Source organism: Arthrobacter sp. zg-Y1143 (genome assembly GCF_030125565.1).
Classification (GTDB): Bacteria; Actinomycetota; Actinomycetes; order Actinomycetales; family Micrococcaceae; genus Arthrobacter_B.
Genome location: NZ_JASKLW010000010.1, coordinates 123,875 through 142,496 on the forward strand (window position 1 = coordinate 123,875; position 18,622 = coordinate 142,496).

The window sequence follows — 18,622 nt, forward strand, 5'->3', positions numbered from 1 at the left end:
CAGCGTGGCCCAGGGCCCTCCCCGCCGGCGGCGGAGAAGCCCCTGGACCGTGCTGAGCCGGCGTTACCGCTGCGCGGGATCGGCTATGCCGATGTACTGCGTGTAGAGGTATTCCTCGATGCCCTCGGCACCGCCTTCGCGGCCCAGACCCGACTGCTTGACCCCGCCGAACGGTGCTGCCGCGTTGGATACCACGCCGGCGTTAAGGCCAAGCATCCCCGATTCGAGTTCTTCCCCGATCCGGAGCCCGCGGTTCAGGTCACTGGTAAAGACATAGGACACCAATCCGTACTCGGTGTTGTTGGCCAGGGCTACTGCCTCATCTTCGGTGGAGAAAGTCACAATAGGCGCAACCGGCCCGAAGATTTCCTCCTGAAGGATCCGTGCGTCCGGCGCAACGTCCTTCAGGACCGTCGGCTGGTAGAAGTAGCCCGGACCGTCCACGGGCTCGCCTCCCACCAGCACCACGGCGCCGCCGTCCACCGCGTCCGTGACCAGGCCGTGCACCTTGTCACGGGACTTGGCGTCGATCAGCGGCCCGATCTTGGTGGCATCTTCGGTGCCGCGGCCGGTGGCCATGGCACCCACCCGGGCGGCGAACTTCCCTGCGAACTCCTCGGCCACGGTGTCCTGGACAATAAAGCGGTTGGCTGCAGTGCAGGCCTCGCCCATGTTCCGCAGCTTGGCGGCCAGGGCACCGTCCACCGCCTTGTCCAGGTCTGCGTCTTCGAACACGATGAACGGAGCGTTGCCGCCCAGCTCCATGGACGTGCGCAGGACGTTCTGCGCTGCATCCCGGATCAGGCCCTGCCCCACCGGAGTGGAGCCGGTGAAGGACACCTTGCGCAGCCGCGAATCCTTGAGGATCGGTCCCGTCACGTCGCCTGCTGCGGTGGTCGGCACAACGTTAAGCACACCTGCAGGCAGGCCCGCTTCCATCATGACGGCGGCGAATAGGGCGGAAGTCAGCGGAGTAAGCTTGGCGGGCTTGAGCACCATGGTGCAGCCGGCAGCCACGGCCGGGGCGATCTTGCGGGTGGCCATGGCCAGCGGGAAGTTCCACGGCGTGATCAGCAGGCACGGTCCCACCGGTTTCTTGTTCACCAGCAGGCGGGACTTCCCGTCCGGCGACATGCTGTACCGTCCGGAGACCCGGACCGCTTCCTCGGAGAACCAGCGGAGGAATTCGGCGCCGTAGGCCACCTCACCGCGGGACTCGGCCAGCGGCTTGCCCATTTCCAAAGTCATCAGCAGGGCAAAGTCTTCGGTGCGTTCGGTGACCAGCTCAAAGGCACGGCGCAGGATCTCGCCGCGTTCCCTCGGGGCGGTTCGTGCCCAAGCGTCCTGCGCAGCGGCGGCGGCGTCCATGGCCAGTGCGCCGTCTTCGGCTGAGGCGTCGGCGATGCTCAGCAGGGTCTTGCCGGTGGCGGGGTCTTCGACGTCGAACGTGCTGCCTGTCGACGCGTCCCGCCACTGCCCGTTGATCAACAGGCCGGTGGGGACCTGCGCCAGGAGTTCGGCTTCACGGTCTGCGGGAATACCCATGGGAATTGCCTCCAAAGTTCATCGGATACTGCGGACGCTGCGCCCGCAGTTCCCTTCACCGTAGGCTTCCCGGCCCGGCCGTGTAAATGCGGAGGCGCACTGGCCACCGGCCGAACCACTGTGCATCTGCCCAGCCGCGTGGTTGGTCAGTTCCGTGCTGCCAGCACCGCAGAGTACAGTTCCCGCTTGCTGATGCGGGCGTCCTCGGCGACGGCGGCAACCGCGTCCTTCAGCCGGATGCCCTGCTCTACGAGTCCGTTCACCGCGCCCACGTGGTCCGCGGCCTGCTCGGGGGCGGCATCCGGTGCGCCTTCCACCACGACGGCGATTTCCCCGCGGACGTCTCCGGCCTCGGCCCATTCCAGCAGCTCACGCAGGGGTCCGCGCAGCACCTGCTCATGGAGCTTGGTCAGTTCACGGGCTATGGCGGCCCGGCGGTCCGAGCCGAAGGCCGCATCAAGTGCCCGCAGCATGGGTTCCAGGCGGTGCGGTGCTTCGAAAAAGACCATCGTCCGCTGCTCGCCGGCGAGCTGGGCCAGCCGCGTGCTGCGCTCCCCCGGCTTACGCGGCAGGAAGCCCTCAAAGCAGAAGCGGTCCGTGGGCAGTCCCGATAGGGCAAGCGCCGTCAGTACCGCTGACGGGCCCGGAGCAGCCGTCACCGTCAGCCCTTCCGCCGCCGCAGCCTCCACGAGCCGGAACCCGGGGTCGGACACGGCCGGCATTCCGGCGTCGGTGACCATCAGCAGCGTGCTGCCGCTGCGGACCATTTCCAGCAGATCTGCGGTGCGGGTCGCCTCGTTGTGTTCGTGGTAACTGATAATCCGCCCGCGCGTCGTGATGCCCAGTGCGCTCACCAGCCGGTGCAGGCGCCGGGTGTCCTCCGCGGCGATGATGTCGGCGCTTTCCAGCAGGCCGATCAACCGGTTGGTTGCGTCTCCCATGTTCCCGATGGGAGTTGCGGCCAGGACAATTTGCCCGGACCCTGCCCCGCCTTTGTCCGCGTTGCCTGTATCTGTGTCCGCCGTACTGCCGGATATCTTGCTTGAGTCCACCCTCTAACCCTACGCGACAGGCTATAGAGTGGGGCGCGTGAGTCTCACCGCTGCCCCGAGAACCCGCCGCGACGCACTGTCCCGGCTTGAATCCCCGCAACGGGCAGTGACCTACGAGGCACTGCGGGAACGCTTGCTGGGTACCCTGGCCGTGCCGCTGGGCCGAGCCGGCTGGGTCCTGCCGCTGCTGATGGCCCTCCTGGGCGGCGTACTGCGCTTCGTCCGCCTCGGGGAACCCGGTTCGCTGGTGTTCGATGAGACGTATTACGTCAAGGACGCCTACTCGCTGCTGCAGTTCGGTTATGAACGGGAGTGGCCCGAGGACGCCAACGACGCGTTTAACGCCGGCACCCCGCAGGCACCGCTGGACGGGCCGGAATATGTGGTGCATCCGCCTGTTGGAAAGTGGATGATCGCCCTGGGCATGGCGCTGTTCGGTGCGGACAACGGATTCGGCTGGCGGTTCGGCGCGGCCCTGACCGGGACCCTGACGGTCCTGCTCCTGGGGCTGATTGCGGCCCGGCTGTTCAGTTCGGCGACCCTGGGCGGGCTCGCCGGAATGTTGCTGGCCGTGGACGGCCACCATCTGGTCCATTCACGAACCTCGCTGCTGGATGTTTTCCTGACCTTCTGGCTAGTGGCTGCCTTCGGTGCCCTGCTGCTGGACCGACGGGACGGGCGGCTGCGCCTGGCGCGCGCCTTGTCCCGGGCCGCCGCGCCCCCGGGCGCCGCGGGCAGTCAACTGATGGGCGGGCCGTGGCTGAACGGGCCATGGCTGCTGTGGCGGCCCTGGCGGCTTGTTGCCGGTGTATGCCTGGGCCTGGCGGTGGGCACCAAATGGTCAGCCCTGGCCTTTGTTGCCGTGTTCGGGCTGATGACCGTGCTCTGGGACGTGAACGCCCGGCGGCTGGCCGGGATTACGCGGTGGAAGGGCGCGCTGCTGCGCGACGGCGTCCCGGCCTTCCTGACCGTTATTCCAGCTGCCCTGCTCACCTACCTGGCCGCCTGGACCGGATGGTTCCAATCCGATGACGCCTACAACCGGCAGTGGGCGGCGGAGAACCCGGGCGACGGCCTCAGCTGGCTGCCGCAGTCGCTGCGGTCCCTGGCCGAGTACCACCGCAGCGCGTACGCCTTCCATAACGGGTTGTCCTCCGAACACAGCTACTCGGCATCCGCCTGGACGTGGCTGTTTATGGGCCGGCCAACCTCCTTCTATTACGAATCCTCCGCCAACGGCGAGGGCGGCTGCACGGTGGACAGCTGCTCGTCCGCAGTCACGTCCGTGGGGAATCCGCTCATCTGGTGGGCGGCGGCACTGTCGCTGCTGGTGGTGCTGTTCTACTGGGCAGGCCGGCGCGACTGGCGGGCCGGCGCGGTGCTGTCCGGAGTGGCTGCTGGATACCTGCCTTGGTTCGCCTATCCTGAACGGACCACATTTTTCTTCTACGCTGTGTCCTTTGAACCGTTCCTGGTGCTGGCCCTGGTCTATGTCCTCGGTCTGGTCCTGGGCCGGCGCACCGACAGCACGCGGCGGCGGCGCACGGGTCTGCTGGTGGTCGGCTGCTTCGCAGCCGCGGTCCTCCTCCTCTCGGCGTTCTTCATGCCGGTTTGGACGGCCGAAACCGTCCCGTATTCTGTCTGGCGGCTGCGCATGTGGATGCCCAGCTGGATTTAAGTCTCGTTATCCATGTGCTCCGGCACAGAAAGAGAGGGCTAAGTGCGCGAATCCGCCACTGACCTCCTGGTTAGTCTTCCCGCAGAATCCAATGTCACGGATCTGTTGCTCCAGATGCATGCGAAGGACCCCGCCCGCGTGCTGTACGCGGTCAAGAACGGCAGTGAGTGGGAAGACATCACCGCCGCACAGTTCCTGGCGGCAGTGACCCGCCTGGCAAAGGGGCTCATTGGTTCCGGAGTCCGCCCCGGCGACAGCGTGGCCGTTATGTCACGGACTTCCTACGAGTGGACCGTTGCCGACATGGCCAACTGGTTTGCCGGTGCAGTGACCATTCCGATTTATGAAACGTCCTCCCCGTCCCAGGTGGAGTGGATCCTGGCCGACTCCGGCGCCCGCCACGTCTTCGTCGAAGATGAGCGGAAGGCCGCCGTCGTGCAGTCAGCCCTTTCAGGGTTGGAAGGCGAGTTCGCCGTGTGGATGATGAACGACGGCGACGGCGCCGATTCGCTCACCGCCCTGGCCGCAGCCGGACACGGTGTCAGCGACGACACCCTGGAAACGGCGCGCAGCACCGCGAACCTCGAGGACACCGCGTCCATGGTCTACACGTCCGGGACCACCGGACGGCCCAAGGGCTGCGAAATCACGCACGGCAACTTCGCCCTCTTCGGCGTCAACGTGATTGAAGTGCTGCCGGAGATGCTCAAGGTCCCCAACCCGACCACTTTGATGTTCCTGCCCCTGGCCCACGTCCTGGCCCGCGCGGTTCAGGTGGGCTGCCTGCACGCGGGCGTGAAGGTTGGCCACTCCCGCAGCGCGTCTGATCTGATGAGCGACCTCAAGACCTTCTCCCCGACGTTCCTGCTGGCCGTGCCGCGGATCTTCGAAAAGATCTACACCGGCGCCCAGGCTTCGGCCGAAGCGGCCGGCAAGGGCAAGGCTTTTGCCGCTGCCTCGGCCACTGCCATTGCCTACTCGGAGGCGGTGGATTCCGCTGCCCGCGGCGGCCGCGGCCCCTCCGTCGCGCTCGCCCTCAAGCACAAGCTGTTTGAACGGCTGTTCTACCCGAAGGTCCGTGCGGTCCTGGGCGGCAACGCCAAGTTCGCCATTTCCGGCGCAAGCGCGCTGAGCCCCATGCTGGCCCATTTCTTCCGCGGCAGCGGCGTGACCGTCCTGGAGGGCTACGGCCTCACCGAAACCACGGCCCCGGCCAGCGTCAACCAGGCCACCCGCGCCCGGGTGGGCTCGGTGGGGCTGCCCATGCCGGGCACCACCATCCGGATTGCCGACGACGGCGAAGTCCTGGTCCGCGGCGCCGTCGTGTTCAAGGGCTATCACCGCAACCCGGAGGCAACCGCCGACGCGTTCGAGGGCGAGTGGTTCAAGACCGGCGATGTGGGTGTCCTGGACGACGACGGGTTCCTGCGCATCACTGGCCGGAAGAAGGACCTGCTGGTCACTGCCGGCGGGAAGAATGTGGCTCCGGGTCCGCTGGAGGAAAAGATCCGCGAGAACCGGCTGGTCTCCCAGGCCATTGTGGTGGGCGAGGGCAGGCCGTTCGTTTCGGCGCTGATTACCCTCGACGACGAAGCCCTGGCGGCCTGGAGCCGGGAGAACGGGGCGCCGACCGGGAATGCCGGAGACGACCCCCGGGTCCAGCAGATGCTGCAGGAGGCCGTGGACGCCGCCAACGCGACGGTTTCCCGGGCTGAGCAGATCCGCAAGTTCACCGTGCTGCCCAAGGACTTCACCTTGGAATCCGGGCACCTGACGGCCACCTTGAAGCTGCGCCGCAACGCCGTGATTGCCGACTACTCCGACGAGGTTGAGAAGCTGTACGCGAAGTAGTCTCCGCCAATAGGAAATCCCCCGTACCGTCCAGCGGTCCGGGGGATTTTCTGTGTGCCGTGCGGCGTCAGCTGCCGGGGCCTAGAGCGCGTTCAGCGACTCTGCGTAGCGGCGGCGGGCGTCCTCGCGTGCCTGGCGGACGCGTTCCCGGCGGGCTTTGGTCGGCCAGCAGCAGGCGAGAACTGCAGCGCATGTCAGCAGCACCAAGGCGGCGATCACAATTCCTGCGTCCATCCAGAACTGGGCCGGGAACAGCCGGATCAGTGTGTCGTCCAGGCGGAAGGTCCAGTTGCCGTTCGCAAAGAAGATGCTGTGCACCTGCGTGAAGAACTGTTCCCAGCCCAAGACGGCGAGGACCACCAGCACGGCCATCAGCGCCAGGGTCACCAGGGCGCCGGCGAACAGCGAGCGCCGGATACCGCCGGGGCTGCGGCGGCGGAGGTACAGGGCTGCGGCCAGGCTGAGCAGCAGCATCACTGCCGCGGCCGTGAAGGCGGCCGTCAGCACGGTTTTGACGTCCGCCATGTGGCTGACCTCGCTGGCGAGGTACAGCGGTTCCCCGCCGCCCCCCACCAGGTCGCCCAGATACCGCGCCCCGCTCAGGTTTGAAAGATAGTCCACGGCATATGAGCCATATGTCATGCGGTCATCCCGTGAGAAGCCGTAGGCGTCCTCGGGGAAGCCCGGACGGTGGTATTCGGCCCACAGGAACAAGGGTGTGGCAACGGCTCGGATGGCCGCAGCGAGCACCATGACCGGGAAGAACACGGCGATCATCACCTGCAGTACACGGGCAAGCACCGGCTTGCCGGCAGCTGCCTTTTCGCGTTCCTTGGCCCGCCGCTCGACTTGCTCCGGCGACACCGCGGCACCGTCCTGATCGGCCGGGTCCCGGTCAGTGTCCTCCGGATCCGTGTCCTCCGGATCCGTGTCCTCCGGATCGCTGTCGTCGGGGTGATTGTTCTCCGTATCAGCGAGGTTCCGGTCCGTGTTCTCCGGATCTTCGTTGTTCGGGAGGGCGTCGTCGGCGTGGCCGTTGGTATCGGCACTGCTGCGGTCCGTCTGATGGTGATCGGCAGACACGGCTGCGGCCGTCACGGCAGCTCCGGGCACGGGCGAACCGCTTTCGGCCGGCTCGCCAGCGTCTGCGGTGCCTTCCTTCCGGTCCCCGGCCCGGGCAACGCCGCTGAGGTCCGGAAGAGTGCTGGCCCGGCGCATGGGGAGCTCGCTGCGCTGCGCCAAGCTCGGATGGCCGCCCGGGACGGTTTCCGTCCCGTGCGGCGACGGCGACGCCTCCGGGTCGGGGCGCTGCTCGGTGGCGGGGCGCTGCACGGTGGCGGGAAGCGCGGTGGTGGGAACGACGGCTGCGGGCGAGTCCGTGTCTGCCGATACCGCGTCCGGCGTGCCGGCCTCAGCATGCTCTGCGTCCGGTTGGCCCGTCTCGGCCGGCTCTGTGTCGGGTCCGGCCGGAGACGAAGTGTCTTCCCGTTTCCCGGCAGCCCTGCCATTCCCGGCATCCCTGCCATCCCCGGCGCTTCCGGTGGATTCCGCAGATCCGGCAAGGCTGTTGAATTCGGCATCCCAGTCCGCGTGTTCGTCCGGGCCCGGCAGGGAGGCCGGTCCGGCCGCGCCGGCCGCCCGGGCCGAATGGGATCCGGACCGGGAGCCGATGCGGTTATCCGGCCCGGCAGGCGCGGATTCGGCGGCACCGTTCTGAGGCTCTCCCGGTGTCGTTGGCCGATCCGTGGGGGTTTCGTCCTGGCTTGCCACTGCTTCCTCTTTCACTACCCGGATTTCACTACCCGAAACTGTTCTCGCTGGTCTTACCTCGACCCTACCGGGACAGTGCGGGTCGTGTGCGCACGCCACCCCGCCCGCAGCTTAGGCAGTCAGCGCCTCGGCGCCGGCGTCGCGCGCGGCAAGGTCCCCCCGGTGTCCGGCACGGTAGGCCCTGCCGCCCAGGATCAGGGTGTAAGCCCAGTAAGCACAGAACACCAGGAACCCAATTGAAAGGCGCAGCCATGCAGGCAGCGGGCTTGGGGTCACGAACCCTTCCACCAACCCGGATACAAACAGCACCAGGATGAGGCCAAGGCCCACGGTTATCAGGGAGCGTCCTTCCCTGGCCAGCGCTGCCATGCGCGGCGTCCGGCCCGGCGCAACCAGGGCCCAGAAGATCCGCAGTCCTGCGGCCCCGGCTATGAAGATGGCGGTCAGTTCCATAAAACCGTGCGGAAGGATATACGTGAAAAAGACATCCAGGCGCCCGTGGGCGGCCAGCAACGCGCCGGACATCCCCACATTCACGGCGTTTTGCAGGAGGATCCACGGCACCCACACCCCGGTGACGCCGAAGGCCACCGACTGGAGGGCGATCCAGGCGTTGTTGGTCCAGACCATTCCGGCGAAGCCGGCGGACGGGTTGTAGTAGTCCACGAAATCTTCTTCGGCGTATTGGCGCATTTCAGCCTCTGTGCCCATGGCTGCCAACACTCCGGGGGTGTTCAGCGCCCACCACCCGCTCAGCCAGGCCACCAGGACAAACACTGCCCCGATGGCGGCGGTGATCCAGCGCACCCGGTAGAACGCGGCAGGGAGGGAGTACAGGAAGAAGCGTGAGAGGTCCGTGAGCGCGGCGGAGCGGTTGCCGGTGAACTTCGTACGCGCCCTCGCCAGGCGCATCGAAAGCCCAGCGGACAAAGGCCCTTCCGGGGCCACGGAGCGCACTATGGACAGGTGTGTCGAAGCGCGCTGGTACAGCCGAAGGAGCTCATCCGCTTCGGGGCCGCTGAGGCGGCGTCGGGCAGTGAGCTCGTCGAGGCGCATCCAATCGGCACCGTGCACGGCGGTGAAGGCATCCAGGTCCACGGGTACACCCTAGCGGGTCGGTACAGTGGAGCTCACCAACGGCTTTGGAGGAGGCACACGCGTGAGCAGCATTGTTACCGGCGAGGCAGTGGTCCTGGAGCTCCGCCCTGCCGGTTTCGCGCCCCGGATGCTTAGTGCCCTCATCGACGTTGCCGCCTCCGTCGTGGTATTTGTGCTCCTTATGCTGGCGCTCGGCGGGATTGCCGCCAACGCGGATGAATCCCTCTTCCAGGCACTTCTGGTGGGGTCCGTGGTGCTCGTGTTCGTTGTGGCTCCAGCCGTCGTCGAAGCGGCCAGCCGCGGCAAATCGCTGGGGCGGCTGGCCCTGGGGCTGCGCATAGTGCGCGACGACGGCGGTGCGGTCCGGTTCCGGCACGCCATCATCCGGTCGGTCACGGCCGTTCTGGAAATCTATACGCTCTCCGGTGCCCTGGCGGTTTTCGTGGCCGTCTTCAATGACAAGTCCAAACGGCTCGGCGACGTGCTGGCCGGAACCTATGCCCTGCAGGAGCGGCTCCCGGCCGCCGCACCGCCTCCGGTGCTGACCCCGCCCGAACTTGCCGGTTGGGCGCGTTTGGCCGACCTTGGCCGGCTCCCCGATCCCCTGTCCTTCCGGATCTCCCGGTTCCTGGCGCAGACCGGCGGGATGTCCGGGCCCGCCAGGACCGCGCTTGCCGCCGAACTGGCAGCGGAAACGGTGCCTTACGTGTCGCCGCAGCCACCCATGGGCACCCACCCCGAGGCGTACCTGCGGGCCGTGACCGGAGAGCGGCGGGATCGGGACTTTGCACGTCTGCACCGGGCCCGCGGATCCGCTGCAGTGCTGGCCGCACGGCTGCACCGGACGCCGTTCAGCCGTTAGGCCCCGGCCGTCACCGGCTCCGGTTCAGTACCGGTAATGGTCCGGTTTGAAGGGACCTGCGACATCCACGCCCAGGTAGTCGGCCTGGCTTTTGGTGAGCTCAGTCAGCTCGACGCCGAGGGCGGACAGGTGCAGGCGGGCCACTTTCTCGTCCAGGACTTTGGGCAGCACGTACACCTGGTTGGCATAGGTCCCGTCGCCGTGGCGGGTGAAGAGCTCAACCTGGGCAATGGTCTGGTTGGCGAAGGAATTGCTCATCACAAACGAGGGGTGGCCGGTGGCGTTGCCCAGGTTCAGCAGCCGGCCTTCGGAGAGCACGATGATGCTGCGCTGTTCGTCCGTGCCTTCATCGAAGACCCATTCATGTACCTGCGGTTTGATTTCGACCTTGCGGATACCCGGGACCCGGCCCAGCCCGGCCATGTCGATCTCGTTGTCGAAGTGGCCCACGTTGCCCACAATGGCCTGGTGCTTCATGGCAGCCATGTGCCGGGCCATGATGATGTCCTTGTTGCCCGTGGTGGTGATGAAGATGTCTCCTTGGTCCAGCACGGATTCCAGCCGGGCCACCTGGTAGCCGTCCATGGCCGCCTGCAGGGCGCAGATGGGGTCGATTTCCGTCACGATGACGCGCGCGCCCTGGCCGCGCAGTGCTTCCGCGGCGCCTTTCCCGACGTCGCCGTAGCCGCAGACGACGGCGACCTTGCCGCCGATCAGCGTGTCCGTGGCCCGGTTCAGCCCGTCCGGCAGGGAGTGCCGGATGCCGTACTTGTTGTCGAACTTGGATTTGGTGACGGAGTCGTTGACGTTGATGGCCGGGAACAGCAGTTTGCCTTCGGCTGCAAGCTGGTACAGCCGCAGGACACCGGTGGTGGTTTCTTCGGTGACGCCGCGGATACCCTCGGCGATTGCGGTCCATTTGCCGGGGTGCTCGGCGAGGCTGCGGCGCAGCCGGTCCAAAATGACCGTGAACTCGTAGGAGTAGCCGTCATCGTCCGCCTGCGGATTCTCCGGCACGAACCCGGCTGTTTCGAACTCCACTCCCTTGTGCAGCAGCAGCGTCGCGTCACCGCCGTCGTCCAGGATCATGTTCGGTCCGCCGGAGCCCTCTGGCCAGGTGAGGATCTGTTCCGCTGTCCACCAGTAGTCCTCAAGCGATTCGTTCTTCCAGGCGAATACCGGCACCCCTGCCGGGTTGTCCGGGGTACCCTCCCCCACCACTACTGCGGCGGCGGCTTCGTCCTGGGTGGAGAAGATGTTGCAGGACGCCCAGCGCACTTCGGCCCCCAGGGCCGTGAGGGTCTCGATCAGCACAGCGGTCTGCACCGTCATGTGCAGGGATCCTGCAATGCGTGCTCCGGCCAGCGGCTGGCCGGGACCGTATTCGCGGCGCAGCGCCATCAGCCCGGGCATCTCGTGTTCGGCCAGGCGGATCTGGTGGCGTCCAGCTTCTGCCAGGGACAGGTCGGCGACTTTGAAATCCATGCTTCCGCCCACTCCCCTAATCCGTTGCTGCAGGAACGGGACCGGTGCCGCCGGTGGCGGACGGCTTCAACATCACGGGAATGCCCTCCTCCAGCCGGTAGCGTACCCGGGCCCCGGAGGTGTCAGGGGCAGTGGAGAGCAGTTCGTCGCCCTCCTGCACAAGGCGGGAACCGGTAACGGGGCAACGCAGGACCGTTAGCAGTCCGGCAGATAGTGTGGCCATGGGACGGCACTTCCTCACAAGTCAGAACACGTCAGGTGCCGCGGCTGGCGGCGCATCACAGCCAAGCCTAACCCCTGGCCCCGGCGCAGGAGCTAGTTCTGTTCGCGCAGGACCCGCAGGTGCGCGCGGCGCGACCCGGGGATGTCAGCGGGCGGCTCCAACGCATGCTTGCCGCTGCGCTTGGGCTCATCGTCGTCCTCCGCCGGGGTCTCGGCGAACCGCTCCCGTACGGCGTCCACAAGGGCCGACAGTTCGTCGCTGGTCGGTGTCCGGGACTGTCCGTCCAGGTTCAGCCGGACCAGCTCCCATCCCATGGGGGCGGTGAGGCGGGCGGAATGGCCGGCACACAAATCGTAACAATGGGGCTCGGCGTACGTTGCGAGCGGCCCCAGCACTGCAGTGGAATCGGCGTAGACGTATGTCAGGGTTGCAACCGCCGGCTGGCGGCATGCTGATCTGGAGCACTGACGTAAGGATTCCACGGAGGACCACTTTACCCGCTCCCCGGCGACGACGGTGCAGGCGCGCCGGGCCACCACGGTGCCGGGGATTGGCCGGCGGCCGGATGCCCGCTGTTATTGCCCCCGGCGACGGGGTCCCGGCACCCGGGGGCAGCGGTTAGAGTTCTTACATGTCCATGGGATCTTCGCTGCGGGTGAGCCTCGATGATGAGTCGGGTTCGGCTGCTGTGTCCTCGTCCGGCTACTGGGTCCGCTCCTTCCGGCAGCGCCGCCGCAACCGGCACGGCCGCGGGCTGCGCGGGGACCTGATTCCGCCGCATCTGGCCGGAGCACGTACCCGCTCCGAGCGGTTCGACGAGTGGGTCCTGGAATCCGCACAGCGCCTGGAACGGCTGTGGGGCGAGCGGATCCAGAGCTACCAGTTCGTGGTTACGGAAATCCCTCCCCGGCTGGAGGATCTGGCCCGCGAGGGCGGACCCATCCCGCTGGGCGCGGCCACCGCGTCCGCGCCCGGCCGCCCGGCGGTCATCACCATTTACCGGCACGCCGTGGAAACCTCGGCCCGGGGACTGGTTCCGGTCAGCGAACTGGTCCATGACGTGATCGTGGAACAGCTTGCCGGGCTGATGGGCATGGACCCGGAAACCGTGGATCCGGCCTACGGCAGGTTCCGTCCGCTGTAGCCCGGCCGGATTAGTTCCCCACGCCCACCTGGACCCTGTTTGCGCCTGCATTGCCCTTGGGCAGGACCAGCACGCTGAGGCCCCTGTCCCCTTCGGTCACCACCTGCGCTCCGTATACCGGTGCGCCGGTGGCGCGGACCAGGACCGCGACGGGCGAGGTGCCCAGATCGGCCGGAAGGACCGCCGTGGTGGACCCTGCGGACAACGGCAGGATCTTTTCCGCCTGCAGCGACCCGTCCGCCGACACGGCGGCGAGGCTGAGCTCCGCGGCTCCCGCGGGGGCAGCGAAGGACAGAACCGTGTTGGCCGAGGCCAGCACGGCCAGGTGCTCGCTGCCGACCCGCTCCCCTGCACTGGCCACGGCCAGGTCGGTGCCTGCACCGGCTTCGGTGCCGCGGGTGACGACGGCGGCCGCCGCCACGGAAACGTCGGAGGAAATGTCCAGCGTGTAGGTTCCCTCGGGCAGCGAATCCAACGGCAGCTTGGTCACCGTCCCGGCTGCGGCGTTGTAACTGCCCCCGCCTTCAAGGTTCACTTCGCCGGCCGCTGAGAAAACGCGCACGTTGACCACGGCGTCTGTTGCCCCTGGCACGGCCACCTGCAGGGAGGGAGTCACGGACGCGTACCCGTCGACGGCTGCGAGCTTTCGGGTTGCCTCCGGGTTTTGGATGAAGACGCCGCCGACCACCTGGTTGGGCCGCGGCGTCGTTGTCGGCTGGATCAGTTCCACCCCGCCAGGGGTCAGGCCGCGCAGCAGGCTCTGCGAGATCACTGCCGAGACAGGCCCGCCGGAGCTGCGGACCCGGACCGCCAGCGCCTCCTGGTTCGCGGCCAGCCCGGCCAGGACCACCGAACGGGTCTGCCCGGGAGCAACGGAAATGCCGCGCGTCCCGGGCCCGTCCAGCGGACCCGCCGGACCGTAAAGTTCCAGGTCCACCGCCGCGGCCGTCTGCGAGGCGTTGGTCAGCTGCAGCACGGCGGTTGCCCCCACAGTTGTCCGGGCACCCACCAGCCACTGGTCGTTGGCCGGTGTCTGGCAGTTGGCGGCGGCCAGGCCGGACAGGTCGCCGTCGGTGGCGGCATAAGTCATGGCTGCCCCGGCGGTCGGCTGCAGGGCTCCCTTGGGATCGGCGCTGAGTACGGTTGCCGCCGAGACCTGCTGGTCCCGGGCGACGCCGGCAGTCCGGGTGCCGGCCAGCGGCACCTGAGTTCCTCCGCCCATGCGCAGCAGTACGGAGCCGTCCTTGACGGACGCCAAAGACGCGGCGGGCAGCGGGTTGCCTGCTGCCGGAAGGACGACGGCGTTGACCACGCTGCGTGCGGACGAGGACTCGGCACTGAATTCGGCATCGGTGCCGGCCACGTTGCCCGAGAGCAGCCGCAGGGGTTCCGGGCATACCCCGGTCAGCGGCCCGGCCGGCACCTCCGCGTACGGTACGTCCACGGCGCGGCCGGCTGTACCGGTACCGGCCAGGCTGGAACCGGCCACCAACGCTCCGGCACAGGCCAGCAGCAGGACTCCGCCGGACCAGCGGCCCGCTGCCCGTGCCCGGGAAGGCCGCGCGGGAGCGGTCTTCCGCCCCCGTTCCTTCACGGTCTGCTCGCGTGCGGTGGGCTGGCCTTCAGGGCTGGACTTCGTTTCGCTCATGGCTGGTTCCCCTCCCGGGTCCGGTTTTCGGGCCCGCTGCCGGCACCGGTGCGGACAGGGGAAGGCGAAGCGCCGTCCTGCGCCGGAACTTCAGCGGGGGCGGCAGCGGCCGGCCCGTCCGGTCCGGCGGCATCCGTTTCGCTGCCGCCCGCGGCGGTGCTGTCCGCAGCATCGGCACCCGCGTGGCGTTTGCCCGGCAGCCGGATTGTCCTGCCGGCACCCGGAGTAGGCAGTGCAAGCAGCACGGTCAGGCCAATGACCAGCACCTGCAAGGCCTCGACCCAGGGCTCCCAGGGCGAGCGGTAGGCAATAACCAGTTCCCCGCCGTCGGCCGGAAGTTCAAAAGCCTGTTCCCAGCCCCCCTCCGTTGCCGCAAGCGGACGGCCGTCCAGGGTGGCCTGCCAGCCGTCATCGGCGCGTTCGGCCAGGACAAGTGTGCGCCCCTGCACACCGGCCTCGAGGGTGGTGCGCACCTCTTCAGTATGTGAGGGCACAGCTGCTGCCGTGCTGCCGTCGGCGTTCAGGATCCGCACCCGCGCACCCAGCCCCGACTGTGTTTCGGTCCCGGCATCGTTGAGCGGCTCGGTCACGCGCCACAGCCAGCCCGCGCCGGTCTGGCCGACGGCGGCCAGGCCGGGCACGGAATCCATCCGGCCGGCCAGCAGCTCAGCAGCGGTATCGGACTCCTGCAGGACCACGAATGCCACGCCGAGCCGGGCAAGTTCAGCCCGCGGATCAACTCCCGTGCCGGCGGTGATTACCGCAACGGCCCGGCGCAGGTCCGCGGTGGCCGGATCGTCGGCGCCCGGCGTGCCGGGAACGCCTTCCAGTCCGCGGGCGGCAGAAACGGTGGAGAGCTGTTCCAGTGTGGTGCCTCCGCCGCGCATAAGGACGGCGGTGACATTCCCGTCGGCGTCGGCGTGCAGGACCAGGCTGCGGGACTGGGCGTCTCCGTAGCCGGCATCGGCTGCCGTGGCTGGGAGGGTTCGTGCGGGGGCGCCCTGCACGGCGGTTTCCAGTCCCGGCAGGATGCCGGCGTCGTTTGGACCGCCGTTGGCGGCGGTGCCGGGGAATCCATTGCCGGTGAACTGCGGGACCGCCCACAGGGCAAGGCTGGCGGCGGGTCCGGCGGCCAGGACTAGCCCGAGGACCACGGCAAGGGAACGCCTGCTGCGCGGCGGCCGGCGCGCGTGCACCGGCGCGGGGCTACCGGGCAGCACATCCGCGGCGCAGGCCAGCGCGGCGCCCAGGAGCAGCAGCACGGTCGCTGAAACCAGGGGGCCGGCGAACGCGGTGACCACGGAATCAGCAGTGGCGGCCGTACCCAAGTAGGACGCCGCGGCGTTAACAGCCAGTGAGGTGACAGCCAGGATCCAGGCCAGCCGGGCAAGCCGGGCCGTCCTCGTCCGGAACAGTCCGAGAGCGGCCAGCACCACCACGGGCGCGCCGATCAGCAGTGCCAGGACCAGGTTCCACGGACCCTGCGGGAGCAGGCCGGAAAGGGTGCCGTCAACGGTAAACGCCACGGGGTAACCCAGCAGCTGCTGCCACGGTTCGGAACGGTCAAAGGCCAGCGGGACTCCGGGGTCCGCCAGGACAGCGCGCAGATGGTCCGGTGCGGCGGACAGTACCTGCGGCAGCAGGAGCGCGGCAGGCGGGAGCAGGGACCACCAGAGGGTCCGGGCACGGCGGCGCAGGGCAAGCGTCAGGATCAGGACCGCGGCCACCGCAAGGACAAAGAGAATCGGCGCAGCTGCGGTAAGGACAGCCAGGAGCAGCCCCGCGGCGGCAGCTGCCGTCCAGGACGCTGCCCGCCCGGCGCCGGCGGCAGGCGCCGGCTTGCCGGCACCCACCGCACGCGCAACGGCGAGGACCGTGAGTGGAAGCAGGATGTGGGCGATCATGCTGCCCAGCCGTCCGCTGCCCAGGGCCGTTTGGAACGCGGGTACGGCGGCCCAGAAGACAGCTGCCCAGAACCGCAGGCCGCGATGTTGAGTAAAGACCCCTGCCGCGAACCAGGCGCTCAACCCGGCCAGGGGCAGAGCGAGCATCAGCAGGACGAGCACGGCGGTGTTCCCGTTGCCGAGTCCGGCCATGGCCAGCAGGGACAGCACAAACCCGAAAGGATCTCCGTGGGCGGGGTAACCGGAGCCCGCCTGTGCCCACCATCCGGTGGCCGCATCCCATATTCCAGCCACCCCCGGGCCCAAGGGCAGGAGGGCGCCGCCGGAAGCAGCTGGTACGCCAATCAGGCGGTGCAGGCCCGTGAGGGAAGCTGCGGCCAGCAGCAGGGCCCCGGCCAGAGCGCCGAGGCCGACCCAGCTGCGGCCGGATCCTTCAAGGGCGGCAAAGTCATCACTGGCGTCACCGGAGGGGACGTATTCTTCCCCGCCTGGACCGTTTGGACCGGTATGTGCCTCGGTCAGGGTCCGGCGGTGTTCGCGCACTTCCCTGCCGGTGCTGCGCAGGGCGTTCACGGCGTTGCGGGGGCGTGTCCTCGTTGAGGCTGCACGCCGGCGGGAACGGTAAAGATCCAAGGGGCGGCAGACGGCGGCAACGCTTGTGACCAGCGACGCCGCGGCGTATCCGGGATCCTTGGCCAGCATGCCCAGGAAGAACCGGCCAATGCCGCCAAGGACAGCCCCCACGGCGAGGAAGGGCACCTGCCACAGCGGCGCGTGCTTGAGCCGGAGGAAGATCTCGGCCCTGCGCGCGGCAGCTTCCGATGCCGCCGGGTTGGGGCGGTCGCCGGCATGGCGGACTCCGGCGGCGGGAACCACCACCACGCGGTTTCCGGCCAGCCTGTTCCGCCAGCAAAGGTCAATGTCATCGCCGCTGCCGGGCAGGGCAGGGTCGAATCCGCCCAGTTGGTCCCAGGCGTCCCGTCGGATGAGCATACCGGCCGAGTTAACGGCAAAGATATCGCTGCGCGAATCGTATTGGCCCTGGTCCAGTTCGTCGGCGTCGATCAAGGTGAGCCGTTCGGCCCAGCGGTTGACGCTGATCCCCACGTCCATGAGGCGGCGTTCGTTATCCCAATGCACCTGCTTGGCGCCCGCAATTGTGACCGACGGCGCCCGCTCCACGGCCAGGAGCAGTTCCTCCAGCGCCCCGGGGGCGGGTGCTGAATCATCGTGGAGCAGCCAGATCCATTCACTGGCCGGATCACGGTCGGCCCCGCCCCGCTTGGGGAGCTCGGCCAGCCCTGCTTTCACCGCGGCGCCGAACCCGCCGCGCGCGGGAGCGGCGATGACTGGGCTGCCCACGGGGAGGCCCAGCTGCAGCAGGGAAGCGCTTGCATCGGTGGAGCCGGCGTCAACGCCGATGCAGAAATCTGCCGGCCTGCTCTGTGCCGTCAGTGCGGATAGTGTCTCGGGAAGGAACCGGGCGCCGTTGTGCGAAACCACAACAGCACAAACATGGACGTGCGAAAGAATTAGACTGCCTGCTTCCGAAGCCGGCGGCGTTCACGCTCGGACAGACCGCCCCAGATGCCGAACCGCTCATCGTTGGCCAGTGCGTATTCCAGGCACTGTGACCGGACATTGCATGCGGCGCAGACCTTCTTCGCGTCGCGGGTGGACCCGCCCTTTTCGGGGAAGAACGCCTCTGGATCGGTCTGGGCGCACAGTGCGTCCGCCTGCCAGCCAAGCTCGCCCTCGTCCGCGTAGTCTTGGCCGAGGCCGGGAAGCCCGATCCAGACGGGCCGGGTTTCAGGTGCCGCGGGGAACAATGAGACCGGCGGGTCGAGGACGGTTTCCTCTTCCTCCGGGGCTTCAGCCAGCGCCTGGTGGGCAGCGAGGAAGGCAGTGGCCTGGTCCTCAATCGAACCGGCAGTATCCCGCCGGTACCGCTCGGCAGCAGCCGGATCAGCGGGATCCACGTACCAGTCAACGGGGACGCCCCGTGAACCGTAGCTGGCGGTGGCCTGCTCAGCAATGACGGTACTGTCCTGCGATTCTTCTGCTTGCCCCATGGAGTCCTCCCGGTGTTACTGCCCCAGCGGCGGCTGTGTGGTGGAGCCGCAGGCACTGGGCCTGCGGGTCCTCCATGTGGCTGGAACAAATCCGATACCTAATTACACGCGTGTAATACGACTCCGTCAAGCTGTTCAGGCATCTTATAGAGTTCATTGAGCGGATGCGAGGAACGCCACGCCCGGGATCTGCTCCATTTTCCGGGCGCGTCGCACTTTACAGAAGCGCTGCGGCAGTGGGAATGAATTTCCCGCGCCACCCGCCGGTACCGCACCGGAGCCGATCCGCA

General features: G+C 68.0%; 14 protein-coding genes. 4 read left to right on the forward strand and 10 right to left on the reverse strand.

What is annotated here, in order from left to right:
- Positions 1–63 precede the first annotated feature (63 nt).
- Both QNN98_RS12710 and rsmI read right to left on the reverse strand, forming a co-directional pair.
- Positions 64–1,545: an NAD-dependent succinate-semialdehyde dehydrogenase gene (locus tag QNN98_RS12710; protein ID WP_227926969.1), complete on the reverse strand. Its 1,482-nt coding sequence runs from the start codon at positions 1,543–1,545 to the stop codon at positions 64–66.
- A gap of 146 nt (positions 1,546–1,691) precedes the next feature.
- Positions 1,692–2,582, reverse strand: coding sequence for a 16S rRNA (cytidine(1402)-2'-O)-methyltransferase (gene rsmI, locus QNN98_RS12715; protein WP_283997677.1), 891 nt, complete (start codon positions 2,580–2,582; stop codon positions 1,692–1,694).
- A gap of 43 nt (positions 2,583–2,625) precedes the next feature.
- Between rsmI and QNN98_RS12720 the strand changes: the two genes are divergently transcribed.
- Positions 2,626–4,275 (forward strand): dolichyl-phosphate-mannose--protein mannosyltransferase, encoded by a 1,650-nt coding sequence (locus tag QNN98_RS12720; RefSeq protein WP_502864735.1) that lies wholly within the window; start codon positions 2,626–2,628, stop codon positions 4,273–4,275.
- A gap of 42 nt (positions 4,276–4,317) precedes the next feature.
- Positions 4,318–6,126, forward strand: coding sequence for an AMP-dependent synthetase/ligase (locus QNN98_RS12725; RefSeq protein WP_227926968.1), 1,809 nt, complete (start codon positions 4,318–4,320; stop codon positions 6,124–6,126).
- Positions 6,127–6,207: 81 nt separating this feature from the next.
- On the opposite strand, the gene QNN98_RS12730 is transcribed toward QNN98_RS12725, so the two are convergent.
- Together QNN98_RS12730 and QNN98_RS12735 are read right to left on the reverse strand one after the other, a co-directional pair.
- Positions 6,208–7,911, reverse strand: coding sequence for a TIGR01906 family membrane protein (locus tag QNN98_RS12730; protein ID WP_283997611.1), 1,704 nt, complete (start codon positions 7,909–7,911; stop codon positions 6,208–6,210).
- Positions 7,912–8,007: 96 nt separating this feature from the next.
- Positions 8,008–8,994, reverse strand: a complete 987-nt coding sequence (locus QNN98_RS12735) for a stage II sporulation protein M (protein ID WP_283997613.1) — start codon at positions 8,992–8,994, stop codon at positions 8,008–8,010.
- Between the two features lie 61 nt (positions 8,995–9,055).
- Here QNN98_RS12735 and QNN98_RS12740 point away from each other — a divergent pair, with 61 nt between their 5' ends.
- The gene (locus QNN98_RS12740; protein ID WP_283997615.1) at positions 9,056–9,856 is read left to right on the forward strand and encodes an RDD family protein; all 801 of its coding nucleotides are present in this window, start codon (positions 9,056–9,058) and stop codon (positions 9,854–9,856) included.
- Positions 9,857–9,880: 24 nt separating this feature from the next.
- Here the strand turns inward: QNN98_RS12740 and ahcY are convergent, their stop codons facing one another.
- The 3 genes from ahcY to QNN98_RS12755 form a co-directional block, all read right to left on the reverse strand.
- Positions 9,881–11,341, reverse strand: coding sequence for an adenosylhomocysteinase (ahcY, locus tag QNN98_RS12745; RefSeq protein WP_283997617.1), 1,461 nt, complete (start codon positions 11,339–11,341; stop codon positions 9,881–9,883).
- Positions 11,342–11,357: 16 nt separating this feature from the next.
- A complete protein-coding gene (locus tag QNN98_RS12750) occupies positions 11,358–11,564 on the reverse strand; it encodes a Trm112 family protein (protein WP_227914108.1) in 207 nt (68 codons plus the stop codon).
- Between the two features lie 92 nt (positions 11,565–11,656).
- Positions 11,657–12,103 (reverse strand): DUF3499 domain-containing protein, encoded by a 447-nt coding sequence (locus tag QNN98_RS12755; protein WP_349643224.1) that lies wholly within the window; start codon positions 12,101–12,103, stop codon positions 11,657–11,659.
- Between the two features lie 92 nt (positions 12,104–12,195).
- On the opposite strand from QNN98_RS12755, the gene QNN98_RS12760 reads away from it, so the two are divergent.
- Complete coding sequence (locus QNN98_RS12760; RefSeq protein ID WP_227914106.1) at positions 12,196–12,708, forward strand: metallopeptidase family protein; 513 nt, start codon at positions 12,196–12,198, stop codon at positions 12,706–12,708.
- A 10-nt stretch (positions 12,709–12,718) separates the two neighbouring features.
- On the opposite strand, the gene QNN98_RS12765 is transcribed toward QNN98_RS12760, so the two are convergent.
- The 3 genes from QNN98_RS12765 to QNN98_RS12775 are packed head-to-tail and all read right to left on the reverse strand — an operon-like array spanning position 12,719 to position 18,332.
- Positions 12,719–14,356 (reverse strand): DUF5719 family protein, encoded by a 1,638-nt coding sequence (locus tag QNN98_RS12765; protein WP_283997621.1) that lies wholly within the window; start codon positions 14,354–14,356, stop codon positions 12,719–12,721.
- Positions 14,353–17,763 (reverse strand): glycosyltransferase, encoded by a 3,411-nt coding sequence (locus QNN98_RS12770; RefSeq protein ID WP_349643225.1) that lies wholly within the window; start codon positions 17,761–17,763, stop codon positions 14,353–14,355. The genes QNN98_RS12765 and QNN98_RS12770 overlap by 4 nt, the downstream gene beginning before the upstream one ends.
- Positions 17,764–17,792: 29 nt before the next feature.
- Positions 17,793–18,332, reverse strand: a complete 540-nt coding sequence (locus QNN98_RS12775; RefSeq protein ID WP_229960803.1) for a WhiB family transcriptional regulator — start codon at positions 18,330–18,332, stop codon at positions 17,793–17,795.
- Positions 18,333–18,622 lie beyond the last annotated feature (290 nt).